The sequence below is a fragment of the Glycomyces buryatensis genome (assembly GCF_004912275.1).
GTDB classification, from domain to species: Bacteria; Actinomycetota; Actinomycetes; order Mycobacteriales; family Micromonosporaceae; genus Glycomyces; species Glycomyces buryatensis.
On the sequence record NZ_STGY01000001.1, the window covers coordinates 168799 to 189026 of the forward strand.

Annotated in this window: 16 protein-coding genes; 7 read left to right on the plus strand and 9 right to left on the minus strand. The window is 68.8% G+C overall.

Translation table 11 applies throughout. The features are described from left to right. Positions 1–200: 200 nt before the first annotated feature. Complete coding sequence (locus tag FAB82_RS00780) at positions 201–1214, plus strand: NAD-dependent epimerase/dehydratase family protein (protein WP_246039388.1); 1014 nt, start codon at positions 201–203, stop codon at positions 1212–1214. A 48-nt stretch (positions 1215–1262) separates the two neighbouring features. Here FAB82_RS00780 and FAB82_RS00785 read toward each other — a convergent pair whose 3' ends face one another. The 3 genes from FAB82_RS00785 to FAB82_RS00795 all read right to left on the minus strand — a co-directional run bounded on the left by FAB82_RS00785 (position 1263) and on the right by FAB82_RS00795 (position 4221). Continuing rightward, on the minus strand, positions 1263–2075 hold the full coding sequence (locus tag FAB82_RS00785; protein WP_136532621.1) for a hypothetical protein: 813 nt from the start codon (positions 2073–2075) through the stop codon (positions 1263–1265). Between the two features lie 135 nt (positions 2076–2210). Beyond that, entirely contained in the window at positions 2211–3356 is a 1146-nt protein-coding gene (locus FAB82_RS00790) for an aminomethyl transferase family protein (RefSeq protein ID WP_136532622.1), read from the minus strand. A 55-nt stretch (positions 3357–3411) separates the two neighbouring features. Next, on the minus strand, positions 3412–4221 hold the full coding sequence (locus FAB82_RS00795; RefSeq protein ID WP_168801358.1) for an HAD-IIB family hydrolase: 810 nt from the start codon (positions 4219–4221) through the stop codon (positions 3412–3414). Positions 4222–4316: 95 nt separating this feature from the next. Here FAB82_RS00795 and FAB82_RS00800 point away from each other — a divergent pair, with 95 nt between their 5' ends. Then, on the plus strand, positions 4317–5201 hold the full coding sequence (locus FAB82_RS00800) for a phosphotransferase family protein (RefSeq protein WP_168801359.1): 885 nt from the start codon (positions 4317–4319) through the stop codon (positions 5199–5201). Between the two features lie 61 nt (positions 5202–5262). After that, positions 5263–5667: a VOC family protein gene (locus FAB82_RS00805; protein WP_136532625.1), complete on the plus strand. Its 405-nt coding sequence runs from the start codon at positions 5263–5265 to the stop codon at positions 5665–5667. Between the two features lie 83 nt (positions 5668–5750). Here the strand turns inward: FAB82_RS00805 and FAB82_RS00810 are convergent, their stop codons facing one another. Beyond that, a complete protein-coding gene (locus FAB82_RS00810) occupies positions 5751–6995 on the minus strand; it encodes an ATP-binding protein (protein ID WP_136532656.1) in 1245 nt (414 codons plus the stop codon). A 199-nt stretch (positions 6996–7194) separates the two neighbouring features. Continuing rightward, entirely contained in the window at positions 7195–8349 is a 1155-nt protein-coding gene (locus FAB82_RS00815; protein WP_211116284.1) for an FAD-dependent oxidoreductase, read from the minus strand. Positions 8350–8480: 131 nt separating this feature from the next. On the opposite strand from FAB82_RS00815, the gene FAB82_RS00820 reads away from it, so the two are divergent. After that, complete coding sequence (locus FAB82_RS00820; protein WP_168801360.1) at positions 8481–9116, plus strand: TetR/AcrR family transcriptional regulator; 636 nt, start codon at positions 8481–8483, stop codon at positions 9114–9116. A gap of 1651 nt (positions 9117–10767) precedes the next feature. On the opposite strand, the gene FAB82_RS00825 is transcribed toward FAB82_RS00820, so the two are convergent. Genes FAB82_RS00825 through FAB82_RS00840 form a run of 4 tightly spaced genes read right to left on the minus strand, consistent with a single transcriptional unit; the run spans position 10768 to position 16236 of the window. Then, positions 10768–11877, minus strand: a complete 1110-nt coding sequence (locus FAB82_RS00825; protein ID WP_136532628.1) for a uroporphyrinogen-III synthase — start codon at positions 11875–11877, stop codon at positions 10768–10770. Then, positions 11871–12269, minus strand: a complete 399-nt coding sequence (nirD, locus tag FAB82_RS00830; RefSeq protein WP_136532629.1) for a nitrite reductase small subunit NirD — start codon at positions 12267–12269, stop codon at positions 11871–11873. The genes FAB82_RS00825 and nirD overlap by 7 nt, the downstream gene beginning before the upstream one ends. A 5-nt stretch (positions 12270–12274) precedes the next feature. Then, positions 12275–14782: a nitrite reductase large subunit NirB gene (nirB, locus tag FAB82_RS00835; RefSeq protein WP_136532630.1), complete on the minus strand. Its 2508-nt coding sequence runs from the start codon at positions 14780–14782 to the stop codon at positions 12275–12277. Beyond that, positions 14779–16236, minus strand: coding sequence for an FAD-dependent oxidoreductase (locus FAB82_RS00840; RefSeq protein ID WP_136532631.1), 1458 nt, complete (start codon positions 16234–16236; stop codon positions 14779–14781). Before FAB82_RS00840 ends, nirB begins: the two co-directional genes overlap by 4 nt. Positions 16237–16513: 277 nt before the next feature. Here FAB82_RS00840 and FAB82_RS00845 point away from each other — a divergent pair, with 277 nt between their 5' ends. From FAB82_RS00845 to FAB82_RS00855, 3 genes are all read left to right on the plus strand, one after another. After that, complete coding sequence (locus FAB82_RS00845) at positions 16514–18703, plus strand: terpene synthase family protein (protein WP_136532632.1); 2190 nt, start codon at positions 16514–16516, stop codon at positions 18701–18703. Then, positions 18700–19035, plus strand: coding sequence for a hypothetical protein (locus tag FAB82_RS00850; RefSeq protein WP_136532633.1), 336 nt, complete (start codon positions 18700–18702; stop codon positions 19033–19035). The genes FAB82_RS00845 and FAB82_RS00850 overlap by 4 nt, the downstream gene beginning before the upstream one ends. 411 nt (positions 19036–19446) lie before the next feature. Next, entirely contained in the window at positions 19447–20193 is a 747-nt protein-coding gene (locus FAB82_RS00855; protein WP_136532634.1) for a bestrophin-like domain, read from the plus strand. Positions 20194–20228 lie beyond the last annotated feature (35 nt).

Below are 20228 nucleotides of genomic sequence, written 5' to 3' on the forward strand. Positions count from 1 at the left end.
GAGTCGTCACGGCCTGCGAGGACGAGCTCCGCTGCAAGGACGAATCCGGCGCTTGCCTTCAAATCGGACCTGTACGAACCCCCGATTACAACGGTGCCTTCGGGGTACGACATGCTCCGGCCCCGGCGGCTCTCGACCGGTGGTGTCCGCTCTCGGTGAACCAGCTTGAAATCCATTCGGGCGGCGGTGATCATCAGGGGATGACTACTCAGCTGCGCGTTCTCATTCTCGGCGGCACCGTGTACCTGTCCAAGGAGGTCGCCCGCCAGGCCGCGGCGCGCGGGCACCATGTCACCGTCGCGGCACGCGGGAAGAGCGGCGGACCGCCCGACGGGGTCGAGTTCATCGGCATCGACCGGAGCAGCGCCGAAGGCGTCGAGCCGTTGCGCGGCAAGGAATTCGACGCCGTCATCGATGTCGCCCGAATCCCCGCGCAGGTCGGTCCGGTGCTCGATGCCCTGGCCGACGGCGCCGCGCATTGGACGTTCGTCTCCTCGATCTCGGTGTACGCCGATCACTCGAAAGTCGACGAGGCCCTCCTGGAGCCCGCGCCGGACGACTCCGATGACCCCGACGTCGCGTTGTACGGCGCTAGCAAGGTCACCTGCGAGAACCTGGTCCGGGAGCGCCTGGGGGACAAGGCGTTCGTCGTGCGTCCGGGACTGGTGTTCGGGCCGCACGACCCCAATGACCGCTTCGGGTACTGGCCGCTACGCGTGGCCGACGGCGGAGAGATCCTCGCGCCGGGGCGCCCCGAACGGCTGGTCCAGTGGATCGACGTGCGAAACCTGGCCGCCTGGATCCTGGACGGGGCCGAGCGGCGCCTTTCGGGAACCTTCGACGCCATCACGGACGCGGTCGGGATGGGCGACTTCCTCGACGGCGTCACCGAATCGCTCCAGGAGCTCGGGGTCGAGGCCCCGGCCCGATTCACGTGGGTCCCCCAGGAATTCCTGCTGGAGCACGGCGTCAATCCGTGGGCCGGCGTGGAGTCGCTGGGGCTGTGGGTTCCCGAGCCCGACTACGACGGAATGCTGAACCGCCCGGCCGGGCCGGCGGTCGACGCCGGGCTCCGCCTGTCGACACTGGCGGAGACGGTCCAGGCCTGGTGGGCGGCCAAGTCCGCAGAGCCGGAACTGGAAGCGAGCCTGTCACCCGAGAAGGAGGCCGAGGTCCTGGCGGCCTGGCACCTGCACGAATCCGAGCGCGCCTGATCGATATGCGAAACGGCCCCGCCGAAAGGCGGGGCCGTTCTCCGTTCGCTATTGGCCGTTGTACGGCGGCTGGCCAGGGCCTCCCGGTGGCGGATTGGGACCGGCTGGCGGTTGCCCCGGGCCTGCCGGCGGCTGGCCAGGGCCGGGCGGCTGCTGCCCGTAAGGAGGCTGTCCGGGACCGGCCGGAGGCTGGCCCGGACCGTATGGAGGCTGGCCATACGGCGGCTGACCGTACGGCGGCATCATGCCCGGCTCGTCCTTGCGGAAGAACTCGTTCGCGGCGGGGACCGCCAGCAGAATGATGATCACCAGCGAGCCGATCGTGAACAGCAGCACCGAGATCCAGTCCAGCGCCGTCACCCAGGCGGGCGTGGCCTCGAGCACCGCGTCATTGAGCTCGTCGCTGTAGTCGTCGCCATTGGCCTCGTACGTGAACGACGTGGTGCCGCCACCGCTCAGCTTGCCGATCAGGCCGCCGAGGCCGCAGCAGGCCAGGGCGATGCCCGACTGCACCCAGCTGAGGATGCGTGCGGGGCGCTTGCCCTTGTTATTGAGCAGGCCGAGCACGATATAGAACACCGCGCCCACGATGTAGACGCCCGCCAAGATGACGAACGTGGCCGTGATGATGCCGTCGACCATGTCGGTCGAAGCGCCGGCCAGTTCCGGGTCGCTCTGGATAGCGTCCACCAACTCGTCCTGTACCGCCCCCTTCACCGCGAAGAAGCCGATCCCGGTCAGGATCAGGGCGGCGGCGGTGATGAACTGCGTCCACACCACGGCCGTAACGACCCCGGGGCGCGTCCGCGGGCCCGAGGGCTGCGGCTGCTGCGGATAAGGTGGCGCCGGTGGATATGCCATTGCGTCCTCCACTTTCGTAGGTCGGGCTGACTCGTGTCGGGCTCGCCTCATCGTACGAAGTCGCGGGCCCGCCCGCCACCGATCAACGTCTTCACACGCCGACCAGCGACTCACGCATCGCCGTGTCCACCGTGGTCAGCGCCGCGGTTCCGGGATGAACGGGGGCTTGACGACCCGTGCCCGAATACGATCCTCCCCCGAACCGTCCTCCAGATGCAACTCCAGTTCGGACCCCGGCCCGAGGTCGGCCTCGATGAGCGCCAAGGCGATGCTCTTGTCCAGCGTCGGCGAATACCCCGCGGACGTCACCTCGCCGACCTCCCGGCCGCCGTCGTACACCGCGCCGGCCCGCGGGCCGCCCGGTTCGATCACCCTGTCCCCCAGCAATTCGAGACCCCAAAGCCGGTGCGAGGGACCGGCCGCCTGCTCGATGTCGAGGGCGACCTTGCCGGAGAAGGCCTCCTTGCCCCAGGCCACGGCCCAGCCGAGCCGCGCCTGGTTCGGGGTGACGCCACCGATGAGATCGGCGGGAACGCTCGGATAGCCCATCTCGATGCGCAGCTGTTCTCGGGCGCGCAGCCCGCATGGCCGCACCCCCCGGTCCAGCAACGCGTCCCACAACCGCCGGGCATCCGCATTGGGCAGGATCAACGTGTAGCCGTCCTCGCCCGAACTCCCCCACCGGTTGACGAACGGGTCTCCCCACTCATCCGAGCCGATCTCGAAGGACAGCCGGGAATGGCCGGTCGGCAGCCCCAGCTCGTCCAGGATCGCCCCCGCCTCGGGGCCCTCGACGGCGAAGCACACGTGGCTGTCGTTGAGGACCCGCACCTCGACTCCGTCCGGCGGAGAGTCCTCAATGGCCATGGCCAGGTCGTACCAGCGGTGCGAACCGCACGTCAGCATGAATCCGTCGGCGGTGAACCGGTAGAGGATGAGGTCGGCGAAGATGCCGCCGCGCTCGTCGCACGCCAGGGTGTACTGGCATTTCCCGGGGCCGTCGAGCTGGGCGACGTCATTGGTGAAAAACCTGTCGAGGGCCCCCGCGGCACCGGACCCCACGACCATGAGCAGACCGGTGTGGGACAGATCGAACATCCCCGCCGCCGACCGGACCGCCCGGTGCTCGGCGTCGGGGTCGCCGAAGTGCTCGGGGATGAGGAACCGGCGGTACGCCTCCCCGGTGAAGAGCTCCTCGGAGAACACCGCCCCCAGTTCCCCATGGCGCGAATGAAGCACGGACTGCCTGGGCGGCTTGGTCTCTTGCGTCTTCTCTGCCATGACCGAACGCTACCTGCGGAACTCGCACCGATCAACACCCAACGTCGGCACTTGACTACGCGGACGGCGGGCCGAACTCCTCCAGGATGGCCTCGATCGCCTGGGCGACACCGTCTTCGTCGTTCGCCTCGGTCATGCGGTCGGCGGCCTCCAATGCCTCGGGCTGAGCCCCGGCCACCGCATAGGAACGCCCCGCCCACGTCAGCATCGACACGTCGTTCGGCATGTCCCCGAAGGCGATCACCGATTCCGGCCCGATCCCCCGCCGCGAGCACCAGTCGGCCAGCGCGGCGCCCTTGTGCACCGCCGCGGCATTGTATTCCAGGATGGGGAAGCTGCCCCAGGTCCAGCGGACGACGCCGGGGACGGCGATGTCGTCGGAGGCGCGGCGCATCGCGTCGGCACCGGCGGCCTTGTCGAAGAGGCGGTATTCGACGACGTGTTCGGCCAGGGCAAGCGCCTCGTCGAGGGTGTCGACCCGGAGCCAGGGTTCTTCGTAGTGGTTGCCGTGGGGTCCGATCAGGGCGGAGCCGGTCTCGATGGCGAAGGCGGCGTCGGGGAGGACGTGGGTCAGGCGTTCGTGCAGTTCCCGAACAGTGGGGACGGGGATGGTGTGGCGCAGTTCGACTGCGCCGCTGGCGGGTTCGTAGAAGAGGGCGCCGTTATTGCAGATCGCGGCGTCGACGGCCTCGGCCAGGCCGGGAACGGCTGTGAGTCCGCGCGGCGTCCGGGCGGTCACCGCCACGACCTTGAAGCCCCGGGCGCGGGCGGCCAGGAGCGCTTTACGGTTCCGTTCGGAGAGGAGCCGGTGTTCGTTGAGAAGGGTGCCGTCGAGGTCGGTCGCGATCACGCTGTAGTCCTGCACCCGCCGAGTATCCAGGTTCCACCGGCACGGCCGCAATGCGTTTGGCGGCGGGAAATGCGAATGCGGGGCGCGAGGGGCGGCCATATGGTTGCCGAATGTCTTCTCTTGGAGCCCTGGCTGAGATCGCCCGGCGGCATGGGGTCGATCCCGGCGACGTCGCCGCCGTTCCGTCTCAGGGCGTGGCGAACCGGGTCTACTTCCTCGGCGGCGACCTGGTGCTGCGGATCGCGCTCGCGGAGTCCGCCGATGACCTGCGCAAGGAGGCGGTCGTGATCCCGGCGGCCGTGCGGGCGGGGGTCCGCACTCCAGAGCTGGTGGACTTCGATGACGGCCAGCTCCTGTCGACCCCGTACATGGTTGTGAAGCGGGCGAAGGGGATCGCGCCCGGCGTCCCGGGCGGGCCGCGGGACCGGCAGTGGCTGGCGCTGTACCGCGAGCTCGGCAGCGAACTATCCATATTGCACTCCGGGGTCGATGCTCTGGATGGAGTACCGGTGGACAACGACGCGGACCCGCGGCCGCTCGTGGCGGGGCTGGCCCGCGCCGGGTACCTGAGCACGGATGTCGCCGACTGGCTCACCGCCTGGTTCGACCGCCTCGATTCGCACCGGCCGCGGGAAGCGCAGGCTCGGTTGATCCACGGCGATGCCAGTCCCACGAATCTGCTGGCCGACCCGGACTCCAAGCGGCTGAACGCGATCCTGGACTGGGGCGACGCGGCCTGGGCCGATCCGGCGACCGAGTTCGCCAAGCTCCCGCTTCGCGCCGTCCCGGCGCTGCTGGAGGGCTATCTGGGCGAGTGCGACGAAGCGTGGGCGGCGCGGATCCTGTGGCACCACCTGCATTGGGCGATCGCCCGCCTCCCGACCCCGGCCGAGCAGGACGCCGCGCACTGGAGCGCCCAGCCCGGCAATCGGCTGCTGGAGATCATGCGGTTCTTCCTGAACGATCCGCCGCTTCCTTGGCCCGCATTGCGGTAGGCCCACGGCCTCACGGGCTAAGGGGGTCGCGTCACCGGGGCACCGTCGATAGGATCCGCCCATGAAGGCGAAATTGGAGTGCGTGGTCCTGGACTGTCCCGACCCGATCGCGCTGGCAGAGTTCTATCGCTCGATCATCGGTGGCACCGTCAATCAGCCGGACCGGCGCTGGACGACCGAGTACGGCGACGCGACGCTTCACCTGGAGTCCGGATTCGTGCTGAACTTCCAGCTGGTCGAGGACTACCGGCCTCCGCGATGGCCCGACCCCGCCTTCCCGCAGCAGTTCCATCTGGACTTCGCGGTCCCGGACCTGGACGAGGCACAGGAGGAGGTGCTGGCCCTGGGGGCGACCCTCCTCGATGACACACAGGGCTGGCGCACACTCGCGGACCCGGTCGGGCATCCCTTCTGCCTGGTCCGGGACTGGTCGCTCTTGCCGGACGACGGCGAAGCGGCCGGCTGAGCAACGGCCCGGCCGCGGCAGGGCCGGGTCTCGAGGAGTCCCTGGATCGGGCGGAGCGGGACGAAGCGGGCGACTCTGTCTTCTCAGCGCTCGCCCGTCTCCCAGATCGCGGCGATCGGGATGGCCCGCATTTTCGGGCCGAATGGCAGGGTCTTGTCACCGGTGTGGAGCACCACGCCGAGGAGGAAGTCATCGCCAAGACGCTGTTCGAGATGCCGGAGCCCTCGGAAGTCATCGCTCCGGATCGTGTCACCGGCCTTGATCTCGAAGGCCACCACCTGATTGCGCGGCCCTTCAAGCACGATGTCCACCTCAATCTGGTCTTTGGTTCGGTAGTGGAACATCTCGGCCCTCGCGTCCGACCAGGTGAGCTGCCTGGCTATCTCCATGGAGACGAAGCCTTCGAGAACCGGCCCAAACGGATCGCCAGGACGGCGCAGCGAGTGAGCGTCCAGTTTCAGCAGGTGCGCGGCGAGCCCCGAGTCCACCATCGCGACCTTCCGGGTGGAGACGGCCCGAGAACTGACGTTCCGGGTCCACGCCGGAATCGTCTTGATCAGGAAGACCTCTTCCAGCAGGTACAGGTACCGCTTGATCGTGTCCTTCGGGGCCTCAAGAAGTTTCGCCAGGTTGTTAGGTACAAGCAACTGGCCCGAACGACCGGCCAGCAGCTTGATGAGCGCCCGCATCTGCGGGCCCCGAGAGATCTCGGACAGCTGCATGACATCGCGGTTGACCAGATCCGAAAGGTATGAGTCGAAGAATTGCGACCGCCGTTTCACGGTGCGGGCCACCGCTTCGGGGAACCCGCCCCGCACCACCCGTTCGATATAGCCCTTCCGGTTCTCTTCGCTGCGGTAGCGGAATTCGGGCCCCTGCTCGAAGACCGCATCGATGAACCCGTCGGGAGTGCCGCCGATCTCTCCTTGGGACAGCGGCCAGAGCTCAATGGTCTCCATCCGCCCGACGAGCGTGTCCGGCAGGTTCCGGAGCCCCATGACCCGCGCGGAGCCGGTCAGCAGGAACCGCCCCGGACGGCCTTCCCTGTCCACGGTCGACTTGATCGACAGCAACAGCTCTGGATCGCGTTGGATCTCGTCGATGATCATCAAGCCGTCGCCACGAACGAAGCCAGTAGGGTCGTAGACAGCGGCCCGCCTGGTCTCGGGGTCGTCCAGGCTGAGCCATTCGGCTCCCCGTTCCTTCCCCACCTGCTGCACGAGTGTGCTCTTGCCGGATTGGCGAGCACCGTTGACCAGCACCACCCGAGTGTCGGACAGCGCCTCCTCGACAGCCACAGCGGCGTGACGTGGGATTATATGCCCGATCGGGGACGGAGGAAGTTGAATCATGGGCACGATCCTAACACCTCGTGCGCGTTTGGCCGCAGTATTCGTGCGCGTTTCGTCGCCCAGCTTGTGCGCACATAGACGCCATATTTGTGCGCGTTTCGTCGCCCTGTTTGTGCGCACATGGCCGCAATACTCGTGCGCGTTTCGCCGCAACAGCAGGCGAGCCCGGCCCGCTTCAGGGCCGGGTTTCGAGGAGTCCCTGGATCGGGCGGAGCGCGACGCCGAGCGGGACGAACCGGGCGGCGGTGTCCCGCAGCATTGCCGCGACCGGATTGCGGTTGAACATCATCGGCGCGAGCTGCCGTGAGTTCTTCTGCGCTGCTTCGACTCGGGGCCGCTGGCCTCGTTCGAACGCCGCCAGTGCCGTGGGCACCAGGTGCGGTTCGCAGTCGGCGAGGTGGCGCACGAGGGCACCGGCCGATTCCATGGCCATGCCTGCGCCGATCCCGGCCGTCGGCAGGAATCCGGCCGCGGCGTCGCCGACCAGGGCGACCCTGCCGACCGTCCATTCGGCGGCGCGGCAGTCGGTCAGCGACCAGTAATAGCTTTCGCGCCCGTCGACGGCCTCGGTGAGCACCCGGTCGAGGCGCGGGCCCGCCTCCGGTGTCCGGTCCCGCAGCCGGGCGACGAACGCGCCGAGCCCGGCGCCCTTCTCAGTCCGGGGGCCGCAGACGATGACGCCCAGCCGGTCCTTCACCGGATAGGTGCCGACGAAGTACCCGGTGCCCCAGAGCTCCTCGCCGAGATCCGAGTCGCCGTCGGCCTCGGCCCAGACCACCCAGCCGCCCCAGCCGGTGTCGAAGGTGGGCACCAGCTCGGCATCGAGCACGAGTTCGCGAGTGGAGGAGTGCAGGCCGTCGGCGACGATCACCGCATCGAACTCGCCCCGCACCTCGGTTCCGGCCTCGGAGAAGATGACGGTCACCGAGTTCGCCCGCTGGTCCATGGCCGTGACGCTCGTATGGTGGGCGACCGTCCTCGCGGGCGCTGCAAGCACGTTCATCAGCTCCCCGCGGCTGATCCCACGGTAGTCGCCGTAGGTGTTGAGCAGCTTGCCCAGGGAGTACTCGCGAACCAGCGCCCCGTGCCGATTGCGGATCCGGTAGCGGTCCAACGGCACGCTGCGGTCCCAGTATTCCTGGCTCACACCGAGTTCGGCCAGGACCGGGTCGACCAGCGGCATGAGGGCGAGCATGTAGCCGCTGGGGGCGTCGGGGCCGGCCCGATCGATGAGTACCGGGTGCAGGCCGCTGCGGCGCAGCAGACCCGCCACCGCCAATCCCGCGACCCCGGCGCCGACGACCAGCACCCGCAGCCGGTCACCTTCCATGTCCCGCAATTGGTTCCGGATTGAAGTCTCGTGCGGCACGGCCCCTCCTCGATCGAGTGGACCAGGTGGTCCACCACCACCGTACATTCTATTGGACCAGTCGGTCCACTGGAGTTGATATGCTGGGTTCCATGGCAGAACGCGAAGTCGGAGTGCTGGCGCCGGAGAGGCGCGAGCAACTGCTCGCGGCCGCGGCGGACGAATTCACCCGGGCCGGCTACGAACGGGCCTCACTCAACCGCATCATCCGAGATCAGGGCATGAGCAAGAGCTCGTTCTACCACTACTTCGCGTCCAAGGAAGCGCTGTTCAACGCCGTGGTCACCGGCCTCGCCACCGCCGTGGCCGAGGCGCTGAATCCCCCGAGCGCCGAGGATCTGACCGAGGGGGACTTCTGGCCCCGCATCACCGAACTCACCGACCACCTGGCCCGAATCAGCCGGGACGAACCCGCCGCCGCGCGCCTGGCCGGGCTCTACTACCTCGCCGACGCACCGAACGGCGCGGGCACCCCGATCACCGCCGTCAGGAACGCCGTCGACGACTGGATCGACCGCGCCCTGGAGATCGGCCGGGCCCGCGGTGAAGTGGGCGACGGCCTCCCCATCGCCCTGCAACGCCATCTGGCCAAGGCCGTCATCTGGGCCATGGACGAATGGACGGTCGCCAACCTCGACCGCCTGTCCCCCACAGATCTCGGGCGACTTCCCGCCACGCAGCTCGACGCCATCAAGCGCCTCCTCGCCGCCGATGAGGAACGCGGTTAAGCGCATTGCTGTTCGGTTTGGGCGCTTGGGCATTGGCAGTTGGCACAGGTGACGGGTTCGTTGGTGGTGTTGTCGCGCCTGGGGAGGCCTGCATTGGGAGCGGGGGCGCTGGCGGGGACGGTGTCGGTGGAAGGCCCGGCTGCGCTAAAGGCGGCGGCGACGAAGGTGTGAACGGGGCCGGTGTCCGTTCGCGGGGCAGGGCCTGCGGAGGCTCCAGGACTCCTTCGACTCGGGTGGGCGGCACGCCCGGGCGCGGGGTGCGGTCCTGGCGGTTTCCGTTGCGGCCGTGGGCATCTGGTGCGGAACGTGAGGGTTTTCTCCCCGATCGGGTGATGCGGCTGAGCCTGGAGCGAAGGACAATTGAGGTACGCACAGGGATATGGAATTAGTACAGGTGTCGAGCAGGTGTAAGCAGACTACGCCAAGCCTCTGGCCGAGACGGCGCCTGACCGGTTCCGAGAACGACTGGCCCGCACTGGGCCTGGTGTTCTCAGTCCCCGAAGTGCTATCGGGTCCCGCGGTCCACCGCGCCCTTCATGGGCCGGTGTAGGGGGGAGACGGCCTTGTCGGGATCACCTCGACTTGGCGGCACGTGTCCTGAACGAGGCACACCAGCGCTATCGATGCAACGCCGACCATAGCGGGAGTCATGCGCTACCAGGCACACACGCGAAACGGCGCCCTGCCAGTGAGCGGGACAGTGGAGCGGTGTCTGGGCCGAGGGGCGAGGCATGCCCTCCAAGGAATGACCCGCGGAGCGTGCCGGACCTGTAGGCGAAGCACACCCTCCACGGCAGGGCATGCGAAGCGTGCCAGACCAAGGACGGGGGGCCTCCCAAGCGGAGCCTGCCTGCACACCAGACGGGGCACGGGAAGGAAGCGACCAGGACACGCCCGGACCGGCCGGTCAGGACGCCCCGACAGCGGGGCTGCACTCGACCGGACGGACCGGTCAGCGGGACGCTCGTTGATCGGCACCGTTCTGCCGGAACGGAGCCGGTCGGCGGAACGGACCGGCGAGCGGGAGGCGCCTCGATGGGCTGCACCTGACCGGAACGGACCGGCGCCAGACGCGAAGCCCCTCACGGGGAAGCGGGAGCGCACGACCGACAGGCACCAAGGCCGAGGGCCGAGTGCCGATGCGTGATGCCCGAAGCGGGACAAAGGAAGGAGGCACAACGACCATGACGGACCCGAGCTTGAACTCGACCGCGCCTCGCGCTTGCCCCTTCCGACAGTCCCGCACGCGCGGCCCGGCACTGGAACCACCGACCCCGCCCGGGCCGCCGCTCCGCCGAGCCTGGCCCCGCCGGGGCGCATTCCGGCCCGACCCCGGCAACGCACCCTGGGGCGGTCCCTTCACCATCCCATCGCTGAGCGCCCGAACCCCGACCGAAGACCGGCCCGACCTCGGCAACGCACCCAGGACCGGTTCCTTCACCGCTTCATCGCTGACGGCTTGAACCGCAAGAGCGATGCCACCGGCGCTCGGCGACGCACCGACGACCACGCTGCCACCAACCCATCGCTGAGTGCCAGAACCCCCAGTCGAACCGCGGCCCGGAACGAATCGCCACCTGGACCGAACAACAGTGCCCCTAGCCAGGGCCGACGTCTCTCCGAGCGGGCTCGGGAAATGCCGGCGGCCCGGTCAGACCTCCAGGTTCAGGCGGTAGCCGCGCTTGATGACCGTCTCCACGCACGAACGCAGTTGGACGGCGTCCCGCAGGCGGGTCACCGCCATCTCCACCGCATGGCCGTCCGCGCCTCTGGGCAAGTGCCCCAGCAGTTCCGCTCGCGAGAGCACCTTGCCGTTGGCGCTCGCCAGCGCCCGGATCACCGCCATCGGCGCCGGCGGCAGCTGGAACGGCTCGTCGTCGAGCAGCACCATGTGGCCGCGCAGTTCGATGCGGTGGCCGGTGGCCAGCAGCATTCGGCGGGAGCGCTTGGGCAGCGCGGAGGCGACGGTGCGGACCAGTGATCCGAGCCGGGCCCGCTGCGGCTGGACCGTGTCGACGCCGAGGCGTGTCAGCGGGGATGCCGTGACGGGGCCGACCGCGACCGGGAGGACGCCATTGTCCTCGGCCGGTGCGCGAAAGGCCTCCAGCATGTCCGCGGCCTGGTCTCCGGCGATGCGCAGCAGCGCGTTGGCGGCGGGCGCGGAAGTGAAGGTGACGGCGTCGATCCTTCTGGCGCAGATGGCGTCGACGAGGCGCTGCACGGGCGTGATGTCGGTGGGCAGGGTCCAGCGGTAGACGGGTACCGGGACGGCCGCGCCGCCGCCGTCGCGGACGGTGCGGATGAAGTCCTCGGCGGGGTCGCCGTGGAGCTGGATCGCCACGCGCTGGCCGTCGACGCCGTGGTCGCGCAGCCATTCGACCACTTCTGTGCCGGTCTCGGAGGGCGCCGTCCACTCCTCGGTGAGTCCGGCGGCGCGGACCGCGCCGAGGGCTTTCGGCCCCCGGCACAGGATCTTCGCGTCAGCCATGACGCGGAGCAGGTCGTCGCCCATGCCCCAGCCTTCGGCCGCCTCCAACCAGCCCCGGAAGCCGATCCCAGTGGTGGCCACGATCATGTCGGGCGCCTCCCGGATCAGCTCCACAGTGGCCGCTCGCAGTGCCTCGTCATCGGGCAGCGGGACGATCCGGAGGGTGGGGGCGACGATGGTGCGCGCGCCCCGCCGCTCCAGGAGCGTGGAGAGTTCGTCGGCGCGCCGCTGCGCGGTCACGGCGACGGTGTATCCGGTCAAAGGTGCTAGCACGGTCTTGGCTCCGGTCTCGGGCTCACGTGGTGGGGCGGAGGCGCCGACCATAAGGCGCTCGCTTTCACGTCCGCTGTAGCGCCGACGCGGACCTCGCCATCGACGACTTCGACCGCGAAGACGTCGAGCGAAGCGCTCTCATCGTCGAGGCAGCGGCCGGTCTTGAGCGAGAACACCTGCTTGAGCAGGGGGCTGGCGACGGTGGGCTCGCCGCCCCGGTCGCCGACGATGCCGCGGCTCATGACGTTCGCGCCGCTGAACGGGTCCAGGTTGGACACCGCGAAGAGGCTGCCGTCGCCGAGCCGGAACACCGCGACCTGGGCGCCGTCCCCCAGCAGCGCGGCGGCGCCGCGTCCGGGGATCAGCCTGTCGAATTCACAGATTGACTCCATGTTGGTCACTCCCTTTCTGAACTGAGGCTTGCTGAGTCGAGCCTGGAAGGCGTGCCGAGCAGCACCGGCGTGGCGTGCGAGCGCTCCGAGGCCCCGGCCGGGAACTTCTGGCCGCGCACCTCTTCGAACTCGATCGTCGGGTCGGGGGCTTCGGGGGCGTTGATGAACGAGACGAACCGCTGGAGCTTCTCGGGGTCCTCGATGACGCCCTTCCACTCGTCGGCGTAGTTGTCGACGTGCTTGGCCATCAGGGCGTCGAGCTCGGCGCAGATGCCCAGCTTGTCGTCGACGATGACCTCGCGCAGGTAGTCGATGCCGCCGTCGAGGGCCTCGACCCACTTCGAGGTGCGCTGGAGCCGGTCGGCGGTGGAGACGTAGAACATCAGGAACCGGTCGATGGTCCGGACCAGCGTGTCGCCGTCCACATCGGATACGAGGAGGTCCGCGTGGCGGGGCGTGAACCCGCCGTTGCCGCCGACGTACAGGTTCCAGCCGTCCTCGGTGGCGATCACCCCGAAGTCCTTGCCGCGGGCCTCGGCGCACTCGCGGGCGCAACCGGACACGGCCGACTTCAGCTTGTGCGGGCTGCGCAGACCGCGGTAGCGCAGCTCCAGGTCGATGGCCATCTTCACCGAGTCCTGGACGCCGTAGCGGCACCAGTCGGTGCCCACACAGGACTTGACGGTGCGCAGCGCCTTGCCGTAGGCGTGACCGGACTCGAAGCCCGCGTCCACGAGCTTCTTCCAGATCTTCGGCAGGTCCTCCACGCGCGCACCGAACATGTCGATGCGCTGGCCGCCGGTGATCTTGGTGTAGAGGTCGAACTCCTTGGCGACCTCGCCGATGACGATCAGCTTGTCCGGGGTGATCTCGCCGCCGGGGATGCGCGGGACCACCGAATAGGTGCCATTGCGCTGCATATTCGCCAGGAAGTGGTCGTTGGTGTCCTGGAGGGTGGCCTGCTCGCCGTCGAGGATGTGCCCGTTGGAGAGGCTCGCCAGGATCGAGGCCACCGTCGGCTTGCACAGGTCGCAGCCGGCGCCCGAACCGTAGCGGGCGATCAGGTCCGAGAAGGTGGTGATGCCGGTGACCTTGACGATGTCGAACAGCTCCGCGCGGGACTGCGAGAAGTGCTCACACACCGACTTGGAGACCTCGACGCCGCCTTCGGTCAACAGCTGCTTCAGCATCGGGATGCACGAGCCGCAGCTGGTGCCGGCCTTGGTACAGGCCTTGATCGCCCCGACGTCCTGGCAGCCCTCGTGGATCGCGCCCATGATCTCGCCCTTGGAGACCGCGTTGCACGAGCACACCTGCGCGGCGTCGGGCAGCGTGCCCTCGACCTCGCCGGAGGACAGCAGGTCCGCGAGCTGGCCCGGGGCCTTGGCGCCGACGCTGGCCCGCAGCAGCGGGTAGGGCTCGGCATTGCCGACGAGCATGCCGCCCAACAGGGTCTGCGCGTCGTCGGACAGGATCAGCTTGGCGTACACGCCCTCGACGGGGTCGAGATAGGTCGTCGCCAGCGGGCCGTCCATGGCCCCGAACTGGGCCACGTCCACGCCGAGCAGCTTGAGCTTGGTGGACATGTCGGCGCCGGGGAACGTCGCCTCGCCGCCGGCGAGGCGGTCCGCGACGACCTCGGCCATCGAATAACCGGGGGCCACGAGTCCGTAGCAGACGCCCTCCATCGCCGCGACCTCGCCGATCGCGTAGACGTTCTCGTCCGACGTCTGGCAGGACAGGTCGGTGATGATGCCGCCGCGCTCGCCGACCTCGATGCCGCACTCGCGGGCCAGCTGGTCGCGCGGGCGCACCCCGGCGGCGAAGATGATCAGGTCGGTGTCGTAGGCGACGCCCTCCTGGTTCGTCTCCATGCGCAGCCGGTCGTCAACCACCTCGATCTTCGAGCCGCCGGTCGACGTCGCCACGTCGATGCCGAGCTTCTCGATGTGCTGCTTGAGGATCCCGCCGCCGGCCTCGTCCATCTGGCGGGCCATGAGCCAGGGGGCGAACTCCACGATCTGCGTCTTGAGCCCGAGGAGCCCCAGCGCATTGGCCGCCTCGAGTCCGAGCAGGCCGCCGCCGATGACGACGCCGTGGCGTTTGCCCTCGGCGTGGGCCTTGATGGCCTCCAGGTCCTCGATCGTGCGGTAGACGAACACACCCTCGGCGTCGGCGCCCTCCATGGGCGGCACGAACGCGTAGGAACCGGTGGCCAGCACGAGCTTGTCGTAGGGGTACTCACCGGAGTCGGTGTAGACGACCTGGCTGGTGCGGGCGATCGAGACCACCGGCTCCCCCAGCCGCACGTCCACGCCCGGCAGCTCGCCCGCGAGCGAGAGCTCCTCGGCGCTCACCCCGTCGAAGAACGCCGACAGTCGCACCCGGTCGTAGGCCGGACGCGGCTCCTCCGCGAGGACCGTGACCTCCCAGGACGGATCCCTCTCGGTGATCGCTTCCAGGAACCGGCGGCCGACCATGCCGTCGCCGATGACTACCAATCGCTTGCTCATGCTGATACCTCATTCAACTTCTCGGCGGCCTGGCCGAGACCGGCGACGGTGCCGTTCAACCACTTGCAGAGCCCGGCGACGTCCTCGGCACAAGTGCCGCAACCGGTCGAGGCCTGCGTTGCCTCCGAAAGGGCCTCCGGGGTCCGCGATCCATTCAGGAACGCGGTACTGATCTCCCCTTTTGTCACGTTGTTACAGCGGCAGACCACGACCTCATCGGGCATGGAAGCCGGAGTCTCAGGGGCCACCGACACCGACTCACCGGGGCGGCCCATCAGGAGGGTGCGGCGGTCGTGCGGCACCGGGTCGCCGGTGTCGAACAGCTGCACCACCTGGCCGACCATCGGGTTGTCGCCGAGCATGACCGCCCCGGCGAGGCGGCCCTCCTCGTCGATCACCAAGCGCGCGTAAGTGCCCCGGGTCGGGTCGGCGAAGGACACGACCTCGTCGCCCTCGGTCTCGCCCATCGCGGCCAGGTCGATACCGGAGGCCTTGAGGCGGGTCACCAGGCGCGAGCCCTCGTAACTGGCGTCGGGGTTCGTGCCCGAAAGCAGGTCGACCACCACGTCGGCCTGCTCCCAAGCCGGACCGACCAGTCCATAGGGGATGCCGCGGTGCTCGGCGCAGTCGCCGATCGCGAACACGTCGGGGTGGGAGGTGCGGCACTGGTCGTCGATGACGACGCCGCGACCGGTCTTGAGCCACATCGACTCCGCCAGCGCCGTATTGGGGCGGATGCCGCAGGAGACGACCATCAGCTGGCCGGTGACGGTGCGCCCGTCGGCCAGGACGAGGGTGAGCCCGTCGTCGCCGTGGATGACGTGGGTGGTCTGGGCGTCTGTGACGGACTCGACGCCGAGCTCGGCGTAGGTCTCGGCGAGCACCTGGGCCCCGAGGGGGTCGAGCTGCCGGTCCATGAGGTGGCCGCCGGCGTGGACGACGGTGACGTCCATGCCGCGCCCGGCGAGTCCGCGGGCGGCTTCGAGGCCGAGCAGGCCGCCGCCGAGGACGATGGCGCTGGCGCGGTTGGCGGCCTCGTCGAGGATGTTGCGGGCGTCCTCGATGGTGCGCAGGACGAAGGCGCCGGTGGGGAGGGGCGCGAGGCCGGGGATCGGGGGGACCAGGGCTTCGGCGCCGGTGGCGAGGATGAGCTTGTCGAACGAGGTGCCGTTGACGGTCTTGGCCTGGAGGTCGACGGTCTCGATGGTTTCGCCGAGCCGGAGTTCGACGCCCTCGGGCGGCACCGGCAGGGCGATCTCGGTCTCGGACTGCTTGCCGGCGATCATGCTGGAGAGCAGGATCCGGTTGTAGGCGGCCTCGGTCTCTGAACCGAAGACGGTGACCTCGATACCGCGTCTCCCGAGTTCGCGGGCGACGCGGGCTCCGGCCATGCCGTAGCCGACGATGGCGACCTTCACGCGCTGGACCTCCCGGTGTGTTGGGGGGATTTGCATTGGCGCGGCAGTGGGACTGCGCGCTGTCGCGGCGACAGCGCTGTCAGTCCCCGACGGATGTCTAGATTCACCCGGGGCTGTTACGCGATCAGGCTGGGAATGTTTCGCGTGTGCTAAGTAGTCCTCACGCCCGCTGCCCTGCGAGCCGACAGGCTCGGCCGGCTAGACGGTTCGGTGCCGTTTCGGCTTTTCACCCGTGGCGGGGGTGGTGTAGCCGCCCTGTAACCCTTAGAGTGAATGACGACGTATTCCGCCGGTTTGACATCAAGGGAGCGATATGTCTGGTAGCACGCCGTTTGAGCTGCCCGTCTTCTATCTTCCGTATCCGGCCCGCCTCAACCCGAACGTGGAGCGCGCCCGCGCGCATGCCCGCGTCTGGGCGAAGGACATGGGCATGCTCGACTCGCCCGCCGCCGACGGGGGCGTCATCTGGGACGAGGCCGAGCTCGACCGCCACGACTACGGCCTGCTCTGCGCCTACACCCATCCCGACTGCTCGGCCGAGGCGCTCGACCTCGTCACCGACTGGTACGTGTGGGTGTTCTTCTTCGACGACCACTTCCTGGACGCCTACAAGTACAGCCGGGACATGGAGGGGGGCAAGGCGTACCTCGACCGGATCCCCCTGTTCATGCCGCTCGACCTCAGTGAGCCGCCCGAACCGACCAACCCGATCGAGCGCGGCCTGGCCGACCTGTGGAAGCGCACCGCGCCGTCGATGTCGATGGGGTGGCGCGAGCGCTTCCTCGTCAGCACCGTCAACCTCCTCATGGAATCGCTGTGGGAGCTGCAGAACATCTCCACGAACCGGGTGGCCAACCCGATCGAGTACATCGAGATGCGCCGCAAGGTCGGCGGGGCGCCGTGGTCGGCGGGCCTGGTCGAGTACGCCGTCGGCGCCGAGGTCCCCGACGCCGTGGCGCACGAGCGGCCGCTGAAGGTCCTGCGGGACACCTTCTCCGACGCGGTGCACCTGCGCAACGACCTGTTCTCCTACCAGCGGGAGGTCCAAGAGGAGGGCGAGAACGCCAACGCGGTCCTGGTCATGGAGAAGTTCCTCGGCTACGACACGCAAGCCTCGGCGGACCTCGTCAACGACATCCTGACCTCGCGTCTGCACCAGTTCGAGAACACGGCGCTGACGGAGATCCCGATCCTGGCGGCCGACCGCTCGCTCACGCCGCCCGAGCAGCTGGCGATCGCCCTGTACGCCAAGGGACTCCAGGACTGGCAGGCCGGCGGCCACGAATGGCACATGCGCTCGAGCCGCTATATGAACGACGCCGCCGACCGGGTCCTGGGCGGCCCCAACGGGATCGGCACATCGGCGGCCCGCGTCTCGCAATCCGTGCTCAAACAGCATGTGCGCGAGCCGTTCCGGCCGGTCGGGCCGATGCGGACGCCCGAGTTCTACGACCGGCCGTTCCCGCTGCGGCTCAGCCCGCATCTGGAGCAGGCGCGGAGCGAGAGCAACGAGTGGGCCGCGAAGATGGGCTTCCTCGCGCCCGACTCGATGCTGCCCGGATCGGGCCTGTGGACGGCGGAGCAGTGCGCGGGCTTCGACTTCGCGCTGTGCTCGGCCGGGATCGACCCCGACGGCACCCCCGAGGAGGTCACGCTGTCCTCGGAGTGGCTGCACTGGGGCACCTACGGCGACGACTACTACCCGTGGATCTTCGGCCGGGGCCGCGGCCTCGGGGCGGCGATCGCCCAGAACCGGCGGCTGGAGCAGTTCATGCCCATCGATCTCGGTCCGACGCCCGAGCCGGCCAATCCGGTCGAGAAGGGCCTGGCCGACCTGTGGCGGCGCACCGGTGAGGGCCTGGAGGAGTCGGGCCGGGTCGAGTTCCGGGCGGCGGTCCGAACGATGCTCGAAGGCTGGCTGTGGGAGGTGCACCAGCACGGCCAGAACCGGGTGCCCGACCCCGTCGACTACGTGGAGATGCGGCGGGCCTCCTTCGGTTCCGACATGACGATGGCCTTGGCGCGCTTGACGACGGGACGGATGGTGCCGGACGAGGTGTTCGCCTCGCGGCCGGTCCGCGAGCTGGAGAACAGCGTCGTCGACTACTGCTGCCTGCTCAACGACATCACCTCGTACCAGAAGGAGATCGAGTTCGAGGGCGAGCTGATCAACGGCGTCGTGGTCGTCGAGGAGTACCTGGGCGTCAGCCGGGAGGAGGCGGCCCGAGTCGTGAACGACCTCATGACCAGCCGCGCCGAGCAGTTCGAACTCATCGCCGACACCGAGATCCCCGGCCTGGTCGAAGAGTTCGGACTCGACGGTCCCGCCCGCGAGGGACTGGACGCCTACGTCGCGGACCTGCGCTACTGGGTCGCGGCGATCCTCAACTGGCACGCCGAGACCAGCCGGTACCGCGAAGAGGAACTGCGCCGGCCTCGGGATGTCGGGTTCGGGACCGTTACCGGGCCCGCCCCGCGACTGCCGCACCAGCTCCAGCGGTGACTCCGAAGACCAACGCGGCCATCATGACTCGGCGCCTGGTCGGGTCGTCCTCCTCCTCGTCCGCTTCGGGGGCCGGGGCGGGGTCGGCCACGGCCAGCTCGACCGGCAGCGGTCCCGGATCCTCCGGCAGCGGCTCCTCGTCGCTCGGAGCGGAGGCGGGAACGCCCTCGCTCGGTGACGAAGACGCTGCCGGAGACGGTGCCGGTGGGTTCGACTGCGAAGGCGACGGCTCGGGCGACGACGGGTCGGGGCTGGAGGGAGACGGCGACGGGGCGGGTGTGGGTGACTGCGGCGGCAACGGCGATTCGGTGGTGGGGGAAGGCGAGGGCTGAGTCGGGGGGCTCGGCGGTTCGGGAGCCGGAGGGTTCGGAGGATGCGGCGAGTGCGGGGTATGCGGCGGGTCAGGTGGCACGGGGATCGACGGTGCCGTCGGGTACGCGGGCACGTCCGGGGCATTGGGGGTTTCGTACGACGGAGCGGTCGGGTAAGCAGGAGCGGTCGGCCGGTCTGGGGGGACCGTCGAAGCGAAGAACGCCGAGCCCGCGCCATTGTCGGGCGCGAATGCGACCGCCAGCGCCGGCAGGGCCGTCGCGGCCACCGCCGCGAACAGAAGAACCACTAGACGCCGCAACAGGACTCCTTCAACGCTCGCCTTATTCGATACCATTCACGCCTTAAATTCTGCTATACGAGGTTTGAGGTTTCAATGCCCATCTGGTTGCAAGGACTGATTTTCGCCCTGATTGTCATCGGCGGGGGCCATCGCCGTCACCGCGATCGTCCAGCACTTCGCCTCCCCCACAGAGCTGGAGCGCAACAACGAGATCGGCACGACGATGTTCGAGCTCATCACCGTCCTGTACGCGATCGTGCTGGCTTTCGTGCTCATCACCGCCTGGGAGAGCGTGAATCAGGCTGGGCACGTCACCTACGACGAGGCCGGCGAACTCGTCAACGTCTACTGGGCGGCCGAATCGCTCCCCGACGAGCAGCGCGATGAGCTGCGTGTGGCCGCTCGCGACTACACCGAGTCCGTCATCGAGCACGAGTGGGTCGACATGCAGCAGCTGCGCGATGTCGACGCCGAGACGCTGCTGCTGATCGACCGAATGCAGGCCCCGATCTCGGAGGTGGACACCGAGAACGAGGCGACCCAGGCACGGATCGACGACACCCGCGACCACGTCCGCGCCGTGAGCGAGTACCGCACCGAGCGGATCTTCCAGGCCCAGCGCGGCCTCACCTCATCAATGTGGACTGTGCTGGTGCCCGGCGCGCTGCTGGTGTTCGCGGTGATGCTCACGCTCGGCACCCCCACCAAGCGCTACAAGCTGGTCCTGGTCGGACTCGTCTCGGGCATGGTCGTGCTCATGCTGTTCGCCACCTACCAGCTCGAGTTCCCCTTCAGCCGCGGCGGCGAGGTCGAGCCCGCCGCCTACCAGACCGCACTGGAACGCTTCGACGCGATCGATGCGCAGTATACACCTTAATAAGTTTTCCATACCGAAATATAGCTTTTCATCCG